Source organism: Corynebacterium sp. LK33, assembly GCF_014334955.1.
Lineage (GTDB): Bacteria > Actinomycetota > Actinomycetes > Mycobacteriales > Mycobacteriaceae > Corynebacterium > Corynebacterium jeikeium_D.
Window position 1 is genome coordinate 33791 of the sequence record NZ_PDGU01000024.1, and the last position, 20104, is coordinate 53894.

The 20104-nt window shown below is 59.1% G+C and carries 17 protein-coding genes; 11 read left to right on the forward strand and 6 right to left on the reverse strand.

Features of this window, described 5'->3' with window-relative positions; translation table 11 throughout:
- Positions 1-55 precede the first annotated feature (55 nt).
- Together CRD20_RS07405 and guaA are read left to right on the forward strand one after the other, a co-directional pair.
- Positions 56-1804, forward strand: a complete 1749-nt coding sequence (locus CRD20_RS07405; RefSeq protein WP_187405167.1) for an FAD-dependent oxidoreductase — start codon at positions 56-58, stop codon at positions 1802-1804.
- Positions 1805-1817: 13 nt separating this feature from the next.
- Positions 1818-3392, forward strand: coding sequence for a glutamine-hydrolyzing GMP synthase (guaA, locus tag CRD20_RS07410; protein ID WP_070566164.1), 1575 nt, complete (start codon positions 1818-1820; stop codon positions 3390-3392).
- Positions 3393-3396: 4 nt separating this feature from the next.
- Here the strand turns inward: guaA and CRD20_RS07415 are convergent, their stop codons facing one another.
- Positions 3397-4158 (reverse strand): hypothetical protein, encoded by a 762-nt coding sequence (locus CRD20_RS07415; protein ID WP_016422123.1) that lies wholly within the window; start codon positions 4156-4158, stop codon positions 3397-3399.
- A 65-nt stretch (positions 4159-4223) separates the two neighbouring features.
- On the opposite strand from CRD20_RS07415, the gene CRD20_RS07420 reads away from it, so the two are divergent.
- The 3 genes from CRD20_RS07420 to CRD20_RS07430 all read left to right on the forward strand — a co-directional run bounded on the left by CRD20_RS07420 (position 4224) and on the right by CRD20_RS07430 (position 7083).
- A complete protein-coding gene (locus CRD20_RS07420) occupies positions 4224-4529 on the forward strand; it encodes an antibiotic biosynthesis monooxygenase (protein WP_038629377.1) in 306 nt (101 codons plus the stop codon).
- A gap of 194 nt (positions 4530-4723) precedes the next feature.
- On the forward strand, positions 4724-5419 hold the full coding sequence (locus tag CRD20_RS07425) for a hypothetical protein (protein ID WP_048731702.1): 696 nt from the start codon (positions 4724-4726) through the stop codon (positions 5417-5419).
- Positions 5419-7083, forward strand: a complete 1665-nt coding sequence (locus tag CRD20_RS07430; protein ID WP_187405168.1) for a DNA polymerase Y family protein — start codon at positions 5419-5421, stop codon at positions 7081-7083. Before CRD20_RS07425 ends, CRD20_RS07430 begins: the two co-directional genes overlap by 1 nt.
- A 23-nt stretch (positions 7084-7106) precedes the next feature.
- Here CRD20_RS07430 and CRD20_RS07435 read toward each other — a convergent pair whose 3' ends face one another.
- A complete protein-coding gene (locus CRD20_RS07435) occupies positions 7107-7787 on the reverse strand; it encodes a hypothetical protein (RefSeq protein WP_070642893.1) in 681 nt (226 codons plus the stop codon).
- Positions 7788-7951: 164 nt separating this feature from the next.
- Here CRD20_RS07435 and CRD20_RS07440 point away from each other — a divergent pair, with 164 nt between their 5' ends.
- Entirely contained in the window at positions 7952-8863 is a 912-nt protein-coding gene (locus tag CRD20_RS07440) for a sucrase ferredoxin (RefSeq protein WP_070603509.1), read from the forward strand.
- A gap of 24 nt (positions 8864-8887) precedes the next feature.
- Here the strand turns inward: CRD20_RS07440 and CRD20_RS07445 are convergent, their stop codons facing one another.
- The 3 genes from CRD20_RS07445 to CRD20_RS07455 form a co-directional block, all read right to left on the reverse strand.
- A complete protein-coding gene (locus CRD20_RS07445) occupies positions 8888-9520 on the reverse strand; it encodes a methionine ABC transporter permease (RefSeq protein WP_224433327.1) in 633 nt (210 codons plus the stop codon).
- Positions 9521-9585: 65 nt separating this feature from the next.
- Positions 9586-10635, reverse strand: a complete 1050-nt coding sequence (locus CRD20_RS07450; RefSeq protein WP_187405169.1) for a methionine ABC transporter ATP-binding protein — start codon at positions 10633-10635, stop codon at positions 9586-9588.
- Positions 10636-10699: 64 nt separating this feature from the next.
- Positions 10700-11566: a MetQ/NlpA family ABC transporter substrate-binding protein gene (locus tag CRD20_RS07455; RefSeq protein ID WP_187405170.1), complete on the reverse strand. Its 867-nt coding sequence runs from the start codon at positions 11564-11566 to the stop codon at positions 10700-10702.
- A 247-nt stretch (positions 11567-11813) separates the two neighbouring features.
- Between CRD20_RS07455 and CRD20_RS07460 the strand changes: the two genes are divergently transcribed.
- The 5 genes from CRD20_RS07460 to CRD20_RS07480 all read left to right on the forward strand — a co-directional run bounded on the left by CRD20_RS07460 (position 11814) and on the right by CRD20_RS07480 (position 18921).
- Positions 11814-15053 carry an error-prone DNA polymerase gene (locus tag CRD20_RS07460; protein WP_187405171.1) on the forward strand — a complete coding sequence of 1080 codons (3240 nt, stop codon included), beginning with the start codon at positions 11814-11816 and terminating at the stop codon, positions 15051-15053.
- A gap of 18 nt (positions 15054-15071) precedes the next feature.
- Positions 15072-17036, forward strand: coding sequence for a S9 family peptidase (locus tag CRD20_RS07465; protein ID WP_048731546.1), 1965 nt, complete (start codon positions 15072-15074; stop codon positions 17034-17036).
- Between the two features lie 31 nt (positions 17037-17067).
- Positions 17068-17607, forward strand: coding sequence for a tRNA (cytidine(34)-2'-O)-methyltransferase (locus CRD20_RS07470; protein WP_049190330.1), 540 nt, complete (start codon positions 17068-17070; stop codon positions 17605-17607).
- 67 nt (positions 17608-17674) lie between these two features.
- Positions 17675-18532, forward strand: coding sequence for a bifunctional methylenetetrahydrofolate dehydrogenase/methenyltetrahydrofolate cyclohydrolase (locus CRD20_RS07475; RefSeq protein ID WP_005510041.1), 858 nt, complete (start codon positions 17675-17677; stop codon positions 18530-18532).
- Positions 18533-18552: 20 nt separating this feature from the next.
- On the forward strand, positions 18553-18921 hold the full coding sequence (locus CRD20_RS07480) for a DUF3017 domain-containing protein (protein ID WP_016422136.1): 369 nt from the start codon (positions 18553-18555) through the stop codon (positions 18919-18921).
- Between the two features lie 6 nt (positions 18922-18927).
- Here the strand turns inward: CRD20_RS07480 and CRD20_RS07485 are convergent, their stop codons facing one another.
- Complete coding sequence (locus CRD20_RS07485; RefSeq protein ID WP_049190326.1) at positions 18928-20064, reverse strand: homoserine O-acetyltransferase; 1137 nt, start codon at positions 20062-20064, stop codon at positions 18928-18930.
- Positions 20065-20104: the final 40 nt, after the last annotated feature.

The window sequence follows — 20104 nt, forward strand, 5'->3', positions numbered from 1 at the left end:
AGGAACATGAGTTCCGCGCATTAGCGTTACGCCCTTAGAGAAGGTGGCTTTTCCCATGAGTAAACAACGTGATTTCGATGTTGTAATCGTCGGTTCCGGTTTTGGTGGTTCTGTTTCTGCTTTGCGGTTGACCGAAAAGGGCTACCGAGTGGCAGTTCTCGAAGCTGGTCGACGGTTCGAAGATAAAGACTTTGCCAAGACCAGCTGGCGGCTTCACAAGTACCTGTGGGCTCCCAAGCTGGGACTCTTTGGCGTCCAGCGCGTGCACATGTTGAAAGATGTCATGATTCTCGCTGGTGCTGGAGTTGGCGGTGGTTCTCTTAACTACGCAAACACTCTGTATAAGCCGGGCACTGAATACTTCCAGCACCGTCAGTGGGGGCACATTACCGACTGGGAGTCAGAACTCACTCCGCACTATGACAATGCATCTCGCATGCTCGGGGTGGTCACCAACCCATCCGACACGCCTGCCGACGTCGTCATGCGTGAGGTAGCCGAAGATATGGGTGTGGGCCATACTTTCCGCTCGACTCCGGTGGGTGTGTTCTTCGGAGCTAAGACTGGTGGACAGGGTGCGCCAGGGCAAACAGTTTCCGATCCTTACTTCGGGGGGATTGGCCCGGACCGTACTGCTTGTACGGAATGTGGTGAGTGCATGACTGGTTGCCGTCACAATGCCAAGAACACCCTGGTTAAGAACTACCTCTACTTGGCGGAGAAGTTTGGTGCGCAGGTCTTTGACCGCACTACCGTTACCGGCCTGCATCCTCAGGCTGATGGCTCCTGGGTTATTGACACTGAGCGCACTGGCCGTTGGGTAGCTAAGGGCAAGCAGCAGTTTAGCGCTAAGCGCGTCATTCTCGCCGCCGGTGCCTGGGGCACCCAGAATTTGCTGCATCGCCAGCAGGCCGATGGGCACTTGCCGCTGCTGCCGAAGTCTTTGGGCAAGCTGACCCGCACCAACTCCGAGGCTATTTTGGGCGCGATGGGTACGAAGGTGGACCCGGAAAATGACTTCTCTAACGGTGTAGCCATCACTTCGTCATTCTTCCCAGATGAGGACACCCATATCGAGCCAGTGCGCTACGGTAAGGGCTCTAATGCCATCGCAATGCTGCAGATGATTATGACCGAAGGAGGTCGTGGGACTCCGCGATGGTTGCAGGCTGTGGGGACCGTCGTAAAGCATCCTAACTACCTGACGCAGCTCGTGAATCTGCGTAAGTGGTCGCAGCGCACCGTGATTTCTCTGGTGATGCAGAATCGCGACAACTCGATTACGACGTACCTGCAGAAGATTGGGCCGGTGCGTTTCCTGATGAGTAAGCAGGGCGAGGGCGAGCCGAATCCGACGTGGATTCCGTCGGGTAACGAAGCTACGCAACGTGCGGCGGACAAGCTCAGTGCACGTGGTCGGAATGGTCGTGTGCTAGCTGGTGGCACTATCGGTGAGTTGGCAAATATTCCTTTGACAGCTCACTTCATTGGCGGCGCGACGATTTCGGATTCACCCGAAAACGGCGTTGTTGATCCGTACTTGCGTGTGTGGGGTTACCCGACGCTCTCGATTCACGACGGTTCGGCGATGGCAGCCAACCCGGGAGTGAACCCGTCACTGTCGATTTCCGCGAATGCGGAGCGTGCAACGTCGCTGTGGCCGAATAAGGGTGAGGAAGATCAGCGTCCAGCGCAGGGGGAGTCCTACGTGCGCCTGGATCCGATTGCTCCGGTGAGCCCGGCTGTGCCTGCAGATGCTCCGGCTGCACTGAACCTGGGTATGCCTGCAGTCCGTAAGTCTTGATAAGCTTTAGGGCGTGTCTGAACAGGTGACTAAGCCCGTCCTCGTCGTGGACTTCGGTGCGCAGTATGCGCAGCTCATCGCGCGACGTGTGCGCGAGGCAAAAATTTATTCCGAAGTGGTCTCGCATGATGCGACGACCGAAGAAATTAAGGCCAAGAACCCGGCCGCGCTGGTGCTGTCCGGCGGCCCGTCCAGTGCCTACGCCGAAGGTGCCCCGAAGCTCAACCCAGAGTGGCTTGAGCTGGGCATTCCGGTGTTTGGTATTTGCTACGGTTTCCAGGCGATGACTGAGGTGCTCGGTGGCACGATCGCTGCTACCGGTGACCGTGAGTACGGCCGCACGCAGCTAAACGTCGTCGACGGTGGCGGTGTCGCTCACACTGGTGTGCCGGAGACACACGAGGTGTGGATGAGCCACGGTGACGCGGTGTCTAAGGCACCGGAGGGCTTCACCGTTACGGCGTCCACCAAGGGTGCTCCGGTAGCGGCTTTCGAGTGTTTGGAAAAGCGCATGGCCGGTGTGCAGTACCACCCGGAGGTCAACCACTCGCCGTATGGTCAGCAGGTTCTGGAGAAGTTCCTGTATGAGATTGCTGGCCTGGAGCCGGACTGGACTGCCGCTAACATCGCGGAAGAGCTGATTGAGCAGGTCCGTAATCAGGTCGGTGAGACCGGTCGCGCAATTTGCGGTCTGTCTGGCGGCGTTGACTCCGCAGTTGCCGCCGCGCTTGTGCAACGCGCTATTGGTGACCGTCTGACCTGTGTCTTCGTCGACCATGGGCTGCTGCGCCAGGGCGAGCGCGAGCAGGTTGAGAAGGATTTCGTTGCCGCCACTGGTGCGAAGCTGATTACCGTCGACGATTCCAGGGTCTTCCTGGATGCTCTGGCTGGTATCACCGATCCGGAGACCAAACGTAAGACCATCGGCCGTGAGTTCATCCGCTCCTTCGAGCGCGCTGTCGCACAGGCGCTGGAGGGCGCTCCGGAGGGCGAGACCGTGGACTTCCTGGTCCAGGGCACCCTGTACCCGGATGTGGTTGAGTCCGGTGGCGGTTCTGGTACCGCCAACATTAAGAGCCACCACAACGTCGGCGGTCTGCCGGATGACGTTGAGTTCACCCTCGTTGAGCCGCTGCGCCTGCTGTTCAAGGACGAGGTCCGTGCGGTCGGCCGCGAACTGGGGCTGCCGGAAGAAATCGTCGCTCGCCAGCCGTTCCCGGGCCCGGGTCTTGGTATCCGCATCATCGGCGCTGTCGATGAGGAGCGTCTGGATACCCTCCGTCGCGCCGACGCCATTGCACGCGAGGAAATGACGGCCGCAGGTATGGACGAGGTTGTCTGGCAGTGCCCGGTCGTCCTGCTTGCCGACGTCCGCTCGGTCGGTGTCCAGGGCGATGGTCGTACTTATGGCCACCCAATCGTGCTGCGCCCGGTTTCCTCTGAGGATGCGATGACCGCTGACTGGACCCGCGTTCCGTACGACACTTTGGAGAAAATCTCCACTCGTATCACCAACGAGGTGCCTGAGGTCAACCGCGTGGTCCTGGATGTGACTTCCAAGCCACCGGGAACCATTGAGTGGGAGTAAGCCACTAGTTGGCAAGGGCCGTGTCTGTGAGTTGTGCAAACTCGCGGGCACGGCCCTTTTCCGTCAGGGCCGAATTGTTCTTGGCGATGGTGATGCGCTTATCGGCGGCTAGGGTGTGGAGAGCTGCGCTCACGGTATCGTCGTCAAGCATGGCGAAATAGGGGAGCTGGTCGGTGAAGAAGACGTAGCCGTCGCGTAGACGTGCGATGAAGAGGACTGTGAGGATGCGGGCCTCTGGTGAGTCGGCGGGGTAGGGGCAGCGCTGGGCGAAATTGTCAGGAAGATGCGCGGCGAGAGGGAGGAATCCGAATTGCCGCGGCAGGATTGCGCAGGTAGCGGTGATGGCGGACAGAACTAGGGTCATTATGCAGGCGACCGGTGTAGAGGAAATTCGTTCGGCGACGGCGGCAATGATCCATGCTCCGGGGAAGATGAGCAGCACGCTTATACTGCTATTCCACGAGATGTCGTTTGGTGACTCACGCATCGGCTCTGCGAAGTAGGAGGGCCGAGTTTCTTTGGTGGGTGTTTTTGCCTGGCGCACGAAAAGTGTGGTGCCGATGAGTACCAGTAAAAGCGCTATCATGATCCACCAGCCAATGGAGCCGATGATGTGGGCTTTAAGCAATGCGAGCAGTGCGATCACTGCGGTGGTGACGCCAATTGCCGTCCCCAGGCGCACGGGACTATTGATAAATTTTGTCGTGCGTTCGGCCCCGTCTTGGTAAGAGCCTGAAGAGTGTTGGTGCCGGCTGGAATCTGTCATACTTCTTAATTTTAGTAGCGATGGAACTATAGATTGTTGAGAGTTGTGTGGCTAGTGTTATGACCATGAGCATTGTAAAAATTAACGCTATTACCGTTCCTGAGGGTGCGGGAGAAGAGCTCGAACGTCGCTTTTCCGCTAACTCTTCAAAGATGACCGATGTGCCGGGTTTCATTGGTTTCCAACTGCTGCGTCCGACTGCAGGAGAGAGCCGCTACTTCGTCTTTACCGAGTGGGAGAGTGAGGAGGCCTACCAGGGGTGGCGTGAGGGCCGTGCCTTCAAGGCTTCGCATGAGGGCGAAAAGCGCAAGCCGGTGTCGTCGTCGGCTGATTTGCTCGAATTCGATGTAGTTCTCGATGTGAAGGCCTAAGTAGTACGAAATGTAGTACTCGGCTGAGGTTAGAGCGTCGCGCGGTGGTGTGCGGCGCTTTTCTTCGCACATTAATATCGAACGTACGTGCTATTTAGGGTAATGTTTAATCCGCTTGTTGGGAAAGAATATTCGAGCAGTGTTCGTGGTGGGCGGGGGCAGTGGGATGGCAGTGAGATGAGGTGGAACAAGAAGTGACAACGGCGGTCAATATTGCTGCGGGGCAGTCTAAGGAACAGACTATTGCGGCATTGCGGCAGGCGATGGCAGCCCAGTCTGGTGGGACTGCAACTGGTGCAACCTTTGGGCTCGGTGAGGCTCTACCGGTGCCGGAGGCGTTGGAAAATACGTTGGCGGGAGCAGTGCGAAAAGGGGCTGTCAGTGTCATTGAACAGCCCGGTGCGGTATTGGCAGGCCTAATCGCGGAAGTTACGAAGACAGGTCATGTTGCGCTAGTTGGACTCGCTGAACAGGGGTTGCTCTCCGTGGTGGAGTTGGGCGGGAAGCTATCGAACATTGTCTGTGTGCCAGATCCTGGAATGCAGCCGCTTGAAGTAATTGGGCTGTTGGCGGACGGCGTTGACTTGGTGGTGGCTTCGTTGGCGCGCACTCCGCCGCCGTCGCAGGCACGTCCGCTGCAGGCACGACTGCGCACGAGTGGTTGTGCTCTGGTTTTTGTCGGGCAGCAGTGGCCGGGCGCTGCTGCGGAAATTTCCAGCTCTGTCGCTGGTGTTTCCGGGCTTGGCACTGGTTATGGCCGGATTCGAGCAGTGGATTACCAAGTCAGTGTGTCGGGGACGCGGTTTCCGCGGAGGCAGTGCCGTTGGCGGGTGGGGGAACAGGTGGAACAGAACAATGTGGTCGCGTTTCCCGCGCAGAGGAGGTCCTAGTGGTAGCGGCGGAATCGAGCCGTGTGGTGGCGCTATGGCTTCCTGATTGGCCAGTGCAGGCAGCACATCTAGCATCTGTGACGTCGCAGGCTAATCCGCTCAGTCCAGTTGCGATTGTGGGTGATAGCGGAGTAGCTGCTTGTTCTCCGAGTGCGCGCCGTGCAGGGGTACGGCGCGGGCAAAGCCGTCGCCATGCGGAAGCGTTGTGCCCGGAGCTGGAGGTTGTCGAGGAAAGTGCGGTGCGCGACGCTGCAGAATTCGAGTCCGTGCTGCAACGGTTGGAGGCGGTGGCAGCTGGGGTCGAAGCTCTACGGCCAGGCTTGGCGGTTGTGGCAGCGCGAGGGGTAATGCGTTATTACGGCGGACAGGATGTGGCCTTGGAAAAGCTGCTTGATGCCGCTGCGGTACCGGGCGTGGACTGCAGCTTGGGGCTCGCGGACGATATTGTGACAGCTATTTTGGCAGCGCGCAGGGGAGTGCTGGTAGCTCCCGGGGAAGATGAAGGCAAAAGATTTCGGCAGGGAATCTCTCTGGTGGAGCTGAGGGCGGAAAGTGCACTGGAGATGCCCGCAGAGCTTGCGAAGTCGTGGCAGGAACTCGGCCTGCGCACATTGGGGGATGTCGCTGCGTTACCGAAGCGGGATATAGCCAACAGGTTTGGGGCGCAGGGGGCTAGATGGCACGATTTGGCCTGCCGTGGGGAAGTGCGGTTGGTGGCGCCGCGATCTTTGCCGCCAGGACTGGCGGTGAGCTACCAGTCTTGGGAGAGTCCACTCCGAAGAGTGGATGAGGTCTCATTCGTCGCGCGCTTTCTAGCTGGGCAACTGCATGAAAAACTTTTTAACCATGGGTATTCGTGTTACCGCTTAGCGGTGGTGGCGCAATTTAGTGACGGCTCAGAGGTGCGCAGAGTATGGCGCTGCACTGAGCCACTGGCAGAACAGACTACGGCTGACAGGGTTCGGTGGCAGCTCGATGGCTGGCTGAATAACAGGAATCGGCAGCAGCCACGAGGAGGCAGCGGCACTGTTGCTGGAACTGTTGACGGCGCTGAGGAAAATGATGGAGATGACAGCCGCGGAATTGTAGAGCTGCAGTTAGAGCCACTGGATGTGGTCGCCGCCGGTACTGTAAAACAGGATCTGTGGCACGGCAGCGATGATGCGCGAGCCAAAGCGCGCCGGGCTGCCGAGCGTGTGCAGGGGTTACTGGGGTCAGAGGCAGTACAGCAACCAATCATGCAGGGCGGGCGTGGCCCAGGAGAAAGAGTGGGATTTGTCGCTTTCGGAGAAAAACCCAAAAGCACAAAAACCGCGGAAAATAATCAGCCGTGGCCGGGAGCCGTTCTTGCCCCCAATCCGGCAACTATTCCCGCGACTGCTAATGCTGAGGTGGAAGTGCTCGATGCCAATGGGCAGACCGTGGGCGTAACTGGGCGAGCGACCATGACGGCGGAACCATCTCTGGTGCGGCATGGAGTGACAACGTACCGCGTGTCATCGTGGGCTGGGCCCTGGCCGATTGATGAGCGCTGGTGGGTGCCCGATGAGGCTCGTCGAGCGGCAAGAATACAAATCCGTGCGATGGCGAATGACGGTACCATCGCCGCCTGGTTGCTCATAGGGCATGCCGGCGCATGGAGAATCGAGGGGGCTTACGCGTAGAGGCGTAGCGCGGGGCAACCCGATTACTTCGATTGGAAGTCAATAACCAGGCGGTTCGGGTTGTTCAACGAGAAAACCTTGAACGGGGTCTTATCGCCCTTGAGCCCGACGACATACTGAGTCTGTCCCTCGAAGGTGCCGGCGCCAACGACTTCCTTAATAACGGACGTCGATGTCGGCTTGACCGGGTCAGAGGGGAAGTCCTCCATCTGGAAATCAAAGGGGTAACCCATGCCCCGCAAGTCGATTACCAGCTTGGCTGTGCCGTCGACCGAAATCGGTTTGCCGGAGCCCTGTTGGGTCGGCACATCCTCGTAACGGACGAAATATCCCGGAGTGCCCTCGCCCGTGAGTTCAAAGACAATGCGGTCGTAACCGTCGTGGGAACCGACACGGACATCTTCAATACCCAAGTAAGCGCCATCGGAAGGGGCAGCTTCTGAGGAGGAACTATTGAAATCGCCCTCCGGAGCAGCATCGTCATCCATGGTGGTTTGCGCCGCCGCAGATGAGCTAGTGGAGCTGCTAGAGCTGCTTGACAAATCGGAGGTGCCAGCGGTTGAGTCAGTCTTCATAGACACTGCAGCAGCCGAGTCTGGGGATGAGTCAGAGGAGCAAGCGCCGAGAGCCAGGCCCAATGCGAGGCACAGGGATGCCGCGATACGGGTACGGGTGCGCGAAACATCCAGCGATTTCGTATTCATACGTCTGACGGTATGTGCGCAGTTACGGAATTTCAACAAGCTGAACTACAAAAGTCGAGGTCAGAAGTATTTGTTGTCAAAGTGTTGCACAATAGTAACAAAACAGGGGTGAACGCTGCGACCTAAGACCCAATCGCAGGGGGCACTCAATTACGCTTAGGCGTATGAGCCAGGCCAAATTTGATACCACCTGTTCCGCTCAGATGACTGAGCCGCTTCCCGGTACTGCGAAGACCGGAAAGCTCTTTATTGCGTTGGAGCACCAACTCGGTTGGTCGCACGATATTTTTGACGGCGGGGTATGGGGAGCAGAGATCACCGGTCAGGTAGAGGCCTGGTTGTCTGAACGCGGCGGCGCGTTGCAGCTGATTCGAAAGCCAGGCCGAATCGGCCAGCAGCCGTGTGATGGCGTTAACGTCTATATCGCGCATTGTGAATCAGTGGATGGCTCTGAGGTTTTTCTCGAACATCGCATGGTTGCCGATGTTGAAGACCTGATGACTCTGGATATCCGCCCTGGCCAGCCCACCGAGGGGGCCACTCGTCTGGACCATCCACTGTTTCTCATCTGTACGCACGGTAAGCGCGATCGTTGCTGTGCGATTAAAGGTCGCCCGCTCGCTGCTGCGATGCACAATCTCTACCCAGAGGTTGTGTGGGAAACCTCGCACTCTAAGGGGCACCGCTTTGCGCCGGCCAGCGTGCTGTTGCCATGGAATTACAGCTTTGGACGTCTGAGTGCGGTGGATGCCAAGGGGGTCATCGAAGACGCTCAGCAGGGCATCGTGCATGCAGAGGGCTGTCGCGGCCGTGGTATCTACACCCCGCAGGGGCAGGCGGCCGAGTTGGCTGTGCGTCGTCAAGCAGATGCGTGGGGCGTAGACGATGTCGCACGCGTTGACGTCGACGGCACGACTGCAGTCGTCGCGCTTTACGACGGCCCCAGCGACCGCGACAAGGTCGTGGAATATGAAGTGGCCCTGGAGAAAATCACCACGGAAGGCGTTGTGTCTTCCTGCGGTGATGCTCCAGGGCCAAAGAAGGGCTGGGCTGCGGTCGAGGTAACCCGCCGCTAGCTAGTGGCTAGCTAATGTGCGCGGCTACCTGCGCATAATCTTCTTGGAGAGCCAGTTGCCGAAGATCTGCGCCAACTGGACGATGAAGATGATGACCAGGGTTGTCACCAGGGTGACGTTCCAGTCGAATGCCTGGTAGCCGTAGGTGATTGCGAAGTTGCCCAGTCCGCCACCGCCGATGTAGCCGGCCATAGCTGACATGTCGACCACGGCGATGAATGCGAAGGTGTAGCCCAGTACCAGCGGGCCCAGTGCCTCCGGCACGACGACCGTCCGGATGATGCGCCACGGACTTGCGCCCATCGCACGGGCGGCCTCAATCACGCCGGGGTCGATGGACATCAAGTTCTGCTCCACCAGGCGCGCGATGGCGAAGGTGGCGGCAATCGACATGACGAACACTGCGGCTTCGGTGCCGATCGTGGTGCCGACCACGTTCTTTGTCAGTGGGCCGATGGCCGTAACCAGGATGATGAACGGGATTGGTCGGACAAAGTTAATCAGGACATTGAGGACCTGGTAGACAAACTTGTTGCGCAGCACGCCACCATCGCGGGTGGTGTAGAGCAGCACGCCGATTGCCAGACCTGCGACACCGCCAATCAGCATGGCGACACAGACCATATAGAGCGTCTGGCCGAATGCCTCGCCCAGCATCGGGCCGAGGCTATCCCAGTTGGTGTCCTTGCCACTCACCGATGGCAGAGAGTTTAAGAGACCGATCATGATGCAAGCTCCTCTACCTGTGTCAGTTCGGAAATAGCAGCAATGGCGGCATCGAAATCAGAGGAATCCGAGGCGGAATTACCTGTCAGCGGAGTCAACCGCAAAGTAAGGCGGCCGTAGGACTTCGCCTGCACATTGGCGACTGCGCCGTGTGCCACCGAGGCGGCGACACCGTGGGCACTAGTGGCCTGTGCCAGGGCACCGAGGTCAACACCGTCATTGATAGTGATGGTGACCAGGCGAGCTGCTGCGCTCTCGGCAGACTGATTCACCGAATCGCGTTCACGGCCAATTGGAACATCGCGCAGTGCGGTGGTGGCGAAGCGGCGGCCAACCTCAGTCTTGGGGTTGGCAAAGATCTCGTGGACCGTACCGGTTTCGACGATGTGACCATTTTCCATGATGGCCATGCGGTCAGCGATACCGCGTACAACCGACATGTCATGAGTAATCAGCACGATAGTGACACCCATTTCGCGATTGATGCGACGCAGCAGATCCAGGACGCCGGAAGTAGTTTCCGGGTCGAGTGCCGAGGTGGCTTCGTCGGCAAGCAAGAGCGTCGGTTCGGTGGCGAGCGCACGGGCGATGCCGACACGCTGCTTCTGCCCACCCGAGAGCTGCTCGGGGAAGGACTCCGCCTTGTCGCCGAGACCGACGAACTCCAGCAGTTCCTGGGCGCGAGCGCGGCGCTTGGCCTTAGGCATACCGGCCAGTTCCAGCGGATATTCAACGTTGCGAATCGCGTTGCGCGAATGGAAGAGGTTGAAGTGCTGGAAAATCATGCCGATATTACGGCGTAGGCCCCGTAGCTGGCGCTCGGAGATGCCGACGATGTCGGTGTCATCTAGCAAAACCTGCCCGGAGGTTGGCTTTTCCAGGCCGTTAATCATACGGATGAGCGTTGATTTACCAGCGCCGGAATAACCGATGACGCCGAGGATTTCGCCGGGTTCAACGGTTAGGTTGATGTCGGCGAGCGCGGTGACGTCGCCGAATTGCTTGTTCAGCTCGCGGAATTCGAGCTTCGTTCCCTTGTTGGTCACGAGTGAATCAGTGCCCCTTGGTCTGTGTTCCCTGGTGTTGGGCGGTGCTTAGGTGGCAGTGGCGTTAGTTCTGCTCGCGCTGCTGCTCTTCGACGCGATCCAGAATGTCCTGCAGCTCCTTAGCCGAACGGTCAACCGGAACCGAGGTGCCCTTGGAGTCCTCTGCGACTGCGTCCTGGACCTCCTTGGAGTGCCAGATCTTGGAGAGCTCCGCGTACTTCGGGTTGTCAGCATTTTCAGCTTTGGTGACAAAGACGTTGATGTACGGCTCTGCCTCCGTGGAGTTCGGGTCATCCTGGAAGATAGCGGTGTTCGGGTCGATGCCGGCGCGGTCCAGGAAGGAGTTATTGATAATGGCGGGCTTACCCTCGCCGTAGGCGGCCGGAGTCTGAGCGGCATCCACCGGCAGAACCGTGATCTTGGAAGCTTCCTTATCGATGTCAGCAGGGGACGGGGTCAGCAGGTCATCCTGCTTCAGCTTCAGCAGGCCAGCCTGAACCAGTACGTTAATAGCGCGGCCCTGGTTGGACGGGTCGTTCGGGATGACGACCTCGGTGCCCTTCTTCAGCTCATCAACCGACTTGTGGTCCTTCCAGAACAGAGCCAGCGGGACAATTTCGCTCGAGCCAATCGGAGTCAGGTCCGACTTAGCGCCGACGTTGTACTCAGCCAAGAACTTGATGTGCTGGAAGAGATTGACGTCGAGCTGGCCCTCATCGAGTGCGCGGTTCGGGGTCTGGTAGTCGGAGAAGGGCTGAACATCCAGATCGATGCCCTGTTCGGAAGCCTTCTGCTCGAAAACGGTCCAGGCCTTCTTGCCGGCATCCGTGGTGCCGATGCGAATGGCATCATCCGAGCTGCCACAGGCGGTAAGGCCGGTTGCGGCGAACGCGACAGTAAGTACACCGGCGGAAAAACGCTTGAGGTTCATCGAGGGGTCTCCTTATTTAATGGGATTTGTTAGCTGAAGTTTTAAGGCAGAACTAGACCAAGCTGTCTTTAATTCTGGGGTTAAGGCTAGCACTTGCCCAGGTAGTGCTGAAAATTCAACTTCAGCCTAAACAGTCGAGCGTGGCTGAGGTGTGACTTACGGATGCGTCCCGGGGGTGGTGCTTAATACACATACTAATCGAAAATACGTTTGAATACAGTCCGGAGGGTGGGTTAATGTTCGTGGCATGGAAAACATCTCGGGCGGACAGTCGGAGCAGTCCGGTCGGCCACTGAGCTGGTCGCGGATTGAGCGTATTCTATCGGGTAAATTTTCAGGAAAACTACAGCCTAATGGCAGCTTCAACGGCTGGAGGGGGCAGCTGTCAGATTCCATCGTTGGGGCTTTTGAAGCTCCGGAAAGCGGTGTTAGTGGCGGAGGTGGCGTGTCATTTTCGCCTGCGGATATTAAGGCGGAATTGCACTGTCGTTCGAGTTATTCATTCCTGCATGGCGCATCGGATCCGGAAGAATTGGTGTCCGAGGCTGCGCGTTTGGGGTTAAACGTGTTGGGGCTGGCAGATCGCGATGGTTTCTATGGAATCGCTCGTTTTGCCGAGGCTGCAGCGGAGGCTGGTATTGCCACAATCATCGGCGCGGAGCTGGGGCTTCCGCAGCGGCCCCTCACGGTGCTGGGGCGGGGGCCCGAGGGCTATCGGCGCCTGAGCCACACGCTGTGTGATGCGCATATGTCGGCAGGGGAGAAATCCGTCGTCTGCTATCCCTCGCTGCCAGAGTTAGGGGAGGCCGCAGGTGGTTTCTGGCAGGTGCTTGCCGACGTCAGCTGGGTCGGCGACTTGGAAGAGCTCATTGCGGCCTTCGGTGCGGAGAACGTGGCGCTCGAGCACCGCCTGAGCCCCACCGCACAGGTGGCCGATGACGCGGAGGCGATTTCGGCCGCAGCTGTGAAGTATGGCCTGCGAGAGGTGGTTTCCTCTGCTGCGACGGCGGCCTCGCCTGCGGCAAGCCGGTTGGCCGGGGCGAAGCAGGCCCTTGCTGTGCGGGAGGACCTAGACGGGTTCGAGTCACGGCTGGAGCCCGCAGGCGGAGCTTGGTTGCGTTCGTGGGAGGAGCTATCGGCGGCAACACGGTATCTGGGGGCGCAGGTACTGCAGGCAACACAGGACATTGCAGGTGAGTGTGCTTTTACGCTTGATCTCATTGCGCCTGAGTTGCCTCGCTGGGAGGTTCCTGCTGGTCACGATGAGGACTCATGGTTGCGGGAAATTGCTCGTGCAGGGGCACGGCGGCGGTATGGTCCGGTCGATGGAGCTGGGGATAGCTCCGTGCAAGCGCGGGCGTGGGCGCAGTTAGAGAATGAGCTGACTGTGATTCGAGAGCTGGGTTTTCCGGGCTACTTCCTCATCGTGCATGACATCTGTGAGTTCTGTCGCCGGGCGGGAATTCTGGCACAGGGCCGCGGTTCGGCCGCTAACTCGGTGGTGTGTTTTGCGCTGGGGATCACCAATGTTGACCCCATTAGTGCCGGGCTGTTGTTTGAGAGGTTTTTGTCGCCAGAACGGGATGGGCCACCGGATATCGATGTAGATATCGAGTCTGGCCGTAGGGAAGAGGTCATTCAGTACGTCTATGAAAAGTATGGTCGTGACAATGCCGCGCAGGTGGCCAATGTCATTACCTACCGGCGGCGCGGTGCATTGCGCGATGCGGCGCGGGTGTTGGGGTACTCGCCGGGCGTTATCGATGCGTGGGTCAGAGACCGGGAGGTGTGCCCGCCGGAGCCGGTGCAGCAACTGGCGGAGCAGCTTCGTGGGCAGCCTCGTCATTTAGGCATTCACTCTGGCGGAATGGTGATTTGTGATCGGCCGATTGCGGATGTCGTGCCAGTGGAATGGGCACGCATGGAAGGTCGTTCGGTAGTGCAGTGGGATAAGGATGACTGTGCGGCAGCGGGACTGGTGAAATTCGACCTGCTTGGCCTCGGAATGCTGGAGGCCATCCACCATTGCATTGACTTGGTCTATGAACAGCATGGGCGCCGAGTGAACCTGTGGGAAATAGATGTCGCCGAGCCGGGGGTCTATGAGATGTTGGCACGCGCGGACGCGGTGGGCGTGTTTCAGGTGGAATCGCGCGCGCAGCTGGCCACCTTGCCCCGACTGAAGCCGAGGGAGTTCTTTGATCTGGTGGTGGAGGTGGCACTCATTCGCCCAGGCCCCATTCAAGGCGGTAGCGTGCACCCCTACATTCGCCGCCGAAATGGACTCGAACCAGTGACCTATGAGCATCCAGTGCTGGAGAAGTCCCTCGGGAAGACACTGGGCATCCCGCTATTTCAAGAGCAGCTGATGCAAATGGCCGTCGATGCGGCGGGTTTCAGTGGGGCGGAAGCGGACTCGCTGCGTCGCGCTATGGGGTCGAAGCGCTCAGTGGCCAAAATGGAAGCGCTTCATGCCCGTTTTCTGGCTGGGCTGGAGCGCACCAGTGGCATTGATGCGGATATTGGGGAACAACTGTGGAACAAGATAGTGGCCTTTGCCGCCTACGGTTTCCCGGAATCACACGCGCAGTCGTTTGCCTCCTTGGTGTATTTCTCGGCTTGGTTTAAGTACCACTATCCGGCGGAGTTCTGTGTCGCATTGCTCCGTGCTCAGCCCATGGGGTTTTACTCTCCGCAGTCGTTGATTGCCGATGCCCGCCGGCACGGTATCGGCTGCGATGGTCCGGATATCGCGGTTTCAGGCGTGGAAGCCCGCGTCATCGATGGGCGTATTCGTTTGGGGCTCGGCGCCATTGCCAGTGTGGGCAATGACGTGGCGGAACGTATCGTTGCAGCGCGGCCATTTGTCAACGCAGCAGATGTCGCCCGCAGAGCTCGGCTGGGTGTTGGGCACATGGAAGCACTGGCGCGTGCAGGGGCACTTGGGTCGCTGGGGATTGACCGTCGTCAAGCACTGTGGGCGGCGGGCGTGGCGGCGACGGAAAGTGAGGGCATGCTGCCGGGGCTCACGCTTGCCGACGCACCTGCGTTGCCCGGCATGACGGAGTTTGAGCTGGCAGCTGCCGATTTGACGGCAACGGGAGTGACCCCGGGGCAGTACCCGGTGGCCGCGTTGCGGGCAGACCTGCAGGAACGTGGAGTGGTGCCTGCGGCGGAACTGAAAACAGTGCCCGATGGAACACGAGTAGAAGTGGCGGGAGTCGTGACGCATAGGCAACGTCCGGGGACCGCTGGCGGAGTGACATTTTTGGGAATGGAGGACGAAACTGGGCTGGTGAATGTGCTGTGTACGCCGGGGCTGTGGAATCGATTTCGGCCGGTAGCGGTGAATTCGCGGGCGATGGTGGTGCGCGGTATCGCGCAGACAGCCTCTGGTGCGGTGACAATCGTGGCCGATCGTCTGGTGGATATGTCCGAGGCTCTGGGGCAGCCAGTGGTGGCAGGTCGAAGTAGAGATTTTCGCTGACTACTAGAATGGATTGTCATGCGCCAGACCTATGAATCCTCGTTAGCACCGGATGGGAGTGCAATCGCCTTTATTGTCCGCGATAGCGGCTACCCGCGTGCGGTACAGCAGGAGATTACTCCGGAGGGGCTAGGGGCGGAGCGCCCCGTGAAACTGCCGGTGGAAGGCCCGGTTACCAGGGTGCTGCACTCCCCGGATGGAAAGTGGATCGCCTGCGAGGTCTCTCCGTACGGTACGGAGCGACTGCAGACCTGGCTGGTATCCACCGATCCGGAGGTCGACGGTGCCCGCCCCCTGCGTATGGATGCGGATATGCGCGCCACACTGGTGGAATGGGATAACGATCTCCTAGCGATGAACGCGGTCGATGCCCAGGGCATTAACTATGCGCGTTTGGTCAACCCGACGAACTCAAAGTATGAGGTCATTGATAAACGCACTGACAGCCAGCTGGTAGCGGCTGAAGGCGGGTTTGGCCTCGTGCGGGTGGGGCCGCGAGGCCACCGTGAGCTACTGCTGGTCGGGCCGGGGCAGCAGTGGCAGCCGCTGTTGCCGTCCGATCCCGGCTCCACCACAGATGCCGGTGTCTTATTGGCGCATCCGGGGCAGGAGAAGCTGACCGCATTCGTACTCTCAGATCATGGCGCGGAACAGCGTCGCATCCTGCGCCTGGGTATTACTCCCGATAGCGGTATCAGCACTACTGAGCCGCGCACAGCGGAATCGACCGCAGCGGAGATTTTGGATATGAAGATCGGCATCGAAGTTGATGTCGAGGAGTTCATTGGCAATCCGGATCAAGACGTCGAAGAATTTGTCATCAGTGAGGATTCCTCCACTGCGGCTGTGCTGTGGAACAGCGGTGGGGTCAGCACGCTTGAGGTGCTTACCCTTGGCCTTCACCCGCAGACTGACGACATGCGGGTGATGGTGCGCCGCAATGTGGAATTGCCGGGCATGGTTGCGCGTGAGCTGTCAATCTCCGGTGACGGTGAGCTGATCTCCCTGACAGTAGAAGGGCCAGGCCTTGCGCCAACGGTGGAGATTCTGCGCAATATCGGTGGTGTCATTGAGCCATTGGACATGGATCGCACCGAACGGATTTTGGCTCTGGAAGAGAAGAATCTGGAGACTATGCCGGCCCCAGAGCTGGTCTACTTTGTCTCCCGCGATGGGTTGGAACTGTCTGGTTGGCTCTACCTTCCGGAGTCGGTGCGCAATAGTTCTAATGACGTTTCCGGAAACGCACTACCGCCGGCTTTTATCCACATCCACGGCGGACCAGAGCTGCAGGCGAAACCCATCCACCACGATGTTCTAGCCAGCATTGTGGAGGCGGGCTTCGTGGTGTTCACTCCTAACGTGCGCGGTTCCTCGGGGTCCGGTAGGTCATTCGAGCACGCAGGTGACCGCTATGGACGCTTTGCCGCTATTGCGGATATCGCAGCGGCGCGTGCCTTCCTCGTTGATGCCGGGTTGGCGGACCCAGAACGCATTGCTCTGGGCGGGCGATCCTACGGTGGCTTCATGTCGTTGTTGGCCTCGGCATGGTATCCGGATCAGTTTGCGGCCATCGTCGATGCCTGCGGAATGACAAGTTTTGAAACCTACTACCAATCCACCGAGCCCTGGTTGGCGCAGGCCGCGTTCCCCCGATACGGCTACCCGTACCAGGATGCTGAGCTTCTGCGCGATATCTCGCCGCTGCACCGTGCGGAGGAAATGAAGGTTCCAACTCTCTTTATCCACGGCGAGTGGGATACCAACGTGCCTCCGCGAGAGTCCGGTCAGATGCGCAACGCCATGGACGCATACGGCGTGCCCACCGATTTTCTAGTGGTCGAGGGAGAGGGCCATAAGTTCTCGAAGCCGAGGAGCCGAGCGCTAATCGGTGAGACCATCATCGCGTTTTTCACCGAGCACGGTGTGTGCGATGCGGCGCCTGCCACGACAGCGGCAGCAGAAACCAACAACGAGCAGTAAAAGAAGCAGCGGAAAAGAACTGACGGAAGAAATGAATAGCGCCACGACCGAGCCAACGAACGCCGAGCCAACGAACTCCACAGACTGGATTACGAGCCACACCTGCCACGTGCTTTTTGACCGGCCTGTCATCCCGCCGAACACCGGAAACGCTATCCGCATGTGTGCGGGCTCTGGAGCTATGCTGCATCTGGCCAAGCCACTGGGGTTCAACTTCGATGACAAAAATCTGCGTCGCGCCGGGCTGGATTACCATGACCTGGCCGATGTGCGTATTCATGACTCCATCGATCAAGCATTGGAGACCTTTGCCAGCCAAGGGTGCCGCATCTTTGCTTTCACCGCTCACGCTGACACGTGGCACACCGATATTGAGTACACGAATACCGATGTACTGCTCTTTGGCCCGGAGCCAACCGGGTTGGAACAGTCAGTGCTCGATGATCCGCGAATTACACAATTAATCCGAATTCCGATGCTGCCAGCTCGTCGCAGCATGAATCTTTCCAACGCCGCAGCAGTGGCTGCTTATGAAGTCTGGCGTCAGCAGGGCTTTATGGGCGGTAAATAGGGTCAAGGCGAGGGCTGTTACGGGGCATTTCTGGGCATTATTCGCTCCTGTGCCTAAGATAAATGCCATGGCAGCGACAAAGCTTGATGGCAAACTCTACCGAGACGAAATCTTTGAAGACCTGGAAAAGCGCGTTGAGCGTTTGAAGGAAGCCGGCTACACCCCGGGGCTGGCCACCGTGTTGGTTGGTGATGATCCGGGCAGCCACTCTTACGTCAAGATGAAGCATCGCGACTGTGAGCAGATTGGTATCGCCTCTATCCGCCGTGACCTTCCGGCTGACACCACGCAGGAAGAGCTCGAGGCAGTAATCACCGAGCTGAATGAAAGCCCGGAGTGCACAGGCTACATTGTTCAGTTGCCACTGCCGAAGCACCTGGATGAAAACCGTATTCTGGGACTCATCGATCCGGAGAAGGACGCCGATGGCCTCCACCCGGTAAACCTGGGCAAGCTGGTCCTCAACGAGCCAGCACCACTGCCGTGTACCCCAAACGGCTGTATCCACCTGCTGCGACGCTTCGGCGTCGAGCTCAACGGTGCCAAGGTTGTTGTTATCGGCCGCGGTGTCACCGTTGGTCGCCCAATCGGCTTGATGCTCACTCGCCGCAGCGAGAACTCCACCGTGACGCTGTGCCACACCGGCACCAAGGACTTGGCCGCTGAAACCCGTCAGGCTGATGTCATCATCGCAGCCGCTGGTGTCGCTCATATGCTTACTGCAGACATGGTCAAGCCTGGCGCTGCTGTACTCGACGTGGGAGTTTCGCGTGTCGACGGCAAGCTGGCCGGTGACGTTGCCGATGACGTCTGGGACATTGCCGGTTACGTATCCCCGAACCCAGGTGGTGTCGGCCCACTGACTCGCGCTTTCCTCGTACGCAATGTCGTCGAGCGCGCTGAAAAGCTCGCTGGCCTGGCCTAGCCAGCCAGGAGGAACAACTCGTGTCGAAAAGGGAAATTGCGCAGCGTGCCCGGCGGGAAGACCTGCCGGATCCAATGCTGAACCCGCACAGCCCGAATACCCCGCCGCCGGGGGCATCGTGGCCAATGTGGGTGCAGTATACGATTTACGGCGCGCTCTTTTTCGGCATGTCCGCCTTCGTTGTGTTCCTGGGGCTGGAGCGGTGGCGACGCGCCACATTCATGCTGGGAAGCACAATGATGCTGCTCGGTGTGGCTAGGCAGTACCTGCCGGACAGCATTCTAGGTGTGTTCTCTGTACGATCCCGGGCCTTTGACCTATGGTTTTGCTCCATAATCGGGATGGGAATCGTATTCCTCGCAGTCAGCGTGGATGCGCTGGGAAGCTAGCTGACATTAACTGACATCGCGAGCGAGGAAACTACGCACAATCGAATCCACTCGCTCGAACTCCGTCAAGAATCCGTCGTGCCCCACGGCGGATTCAATCTTTTCTAGCCCCAAGCAGTTGCCCAGATTGCGGGCGAGGTGCTCCTGCTGGTGGAAGGGGTAGAGAATGTCCGTGTCCACACCGGCAACCATGGTCGGCACGGTTGACGAGTGCAGCGCTTCATTGAGGCCACCGCGATCACGGCCAATATTGTGCCGATTCAAGGTATCGGTGAGCACAACATACGAGCCTGCATCGAAACGCTGGGCAAGCTTCTCCGCTTGGTGATCCAAGTAGCTTTCTACCTGGAAGCGATCTTCCGTGCGCATCGCGCCCAGCGGATCCTCACCGGGCTGCGCTGCCGCGCCAAAGCGATCATCCATCTCCAGCTCGCCACGGTACGTCAAATGCGCGACCCTGCGTGCAAACCCCAAACCTCGGGCCGGAGTCACACCGCGGTCGTAGTAGTCGCCGCCATGCCAATCGGGATCGGACTCAATGAATTGAATCTGCGCAGACTGAATACCAATCTGCCAAGCAGACGCACGTGCGCCGACACACATCACCAATGCCTTGCCGACGAAATCCGGGTGCATCAGTGACCACTCAAGCGCGCGGGCCCCACCCAACGAGCCGCCAATGACAGCTTGGAGGCGGGAAATTCCCAGTTCTTGCAGCGCCAGGTGCTCCACCGTCACCGTGTCGCGCACGGAGATTGCGGGAAAGCGAGAGCCCCAGGGTTTGCCGTCGTCCGGATGTGGGCTGGAGGGGCCGGTTGTACCGCGACAGCCACCTATGACGTTGGTGCAGATAATGCAGTACTCGTCGGTGTCCAGTGCGCGGGCAGAGCCGATCATCCCGTTCCACCAACCCGCAGTCGGGTGGTACTCATCCGAGGGGCCGGAAGCGTGGGCGTCGCCGGTTAGAGCGTGCTCGAGGAGGATGACATTCGAGCAGTCGTCGTTAAGCCGACCCCAGCGTTCGAACTCGACAGTGACGTCGGGGATGACCGCGCCAGCCTCGGTTGTGACATCGCCGATAAAGACACGCCCCGGCTCGCCCTCGGGTGGGAGGGCGGCCGGGGTAGATGGGGAAAAGCTCATGCCTTATAGACTACTTAGTCCGTTCTGTGTCCGTGTACAA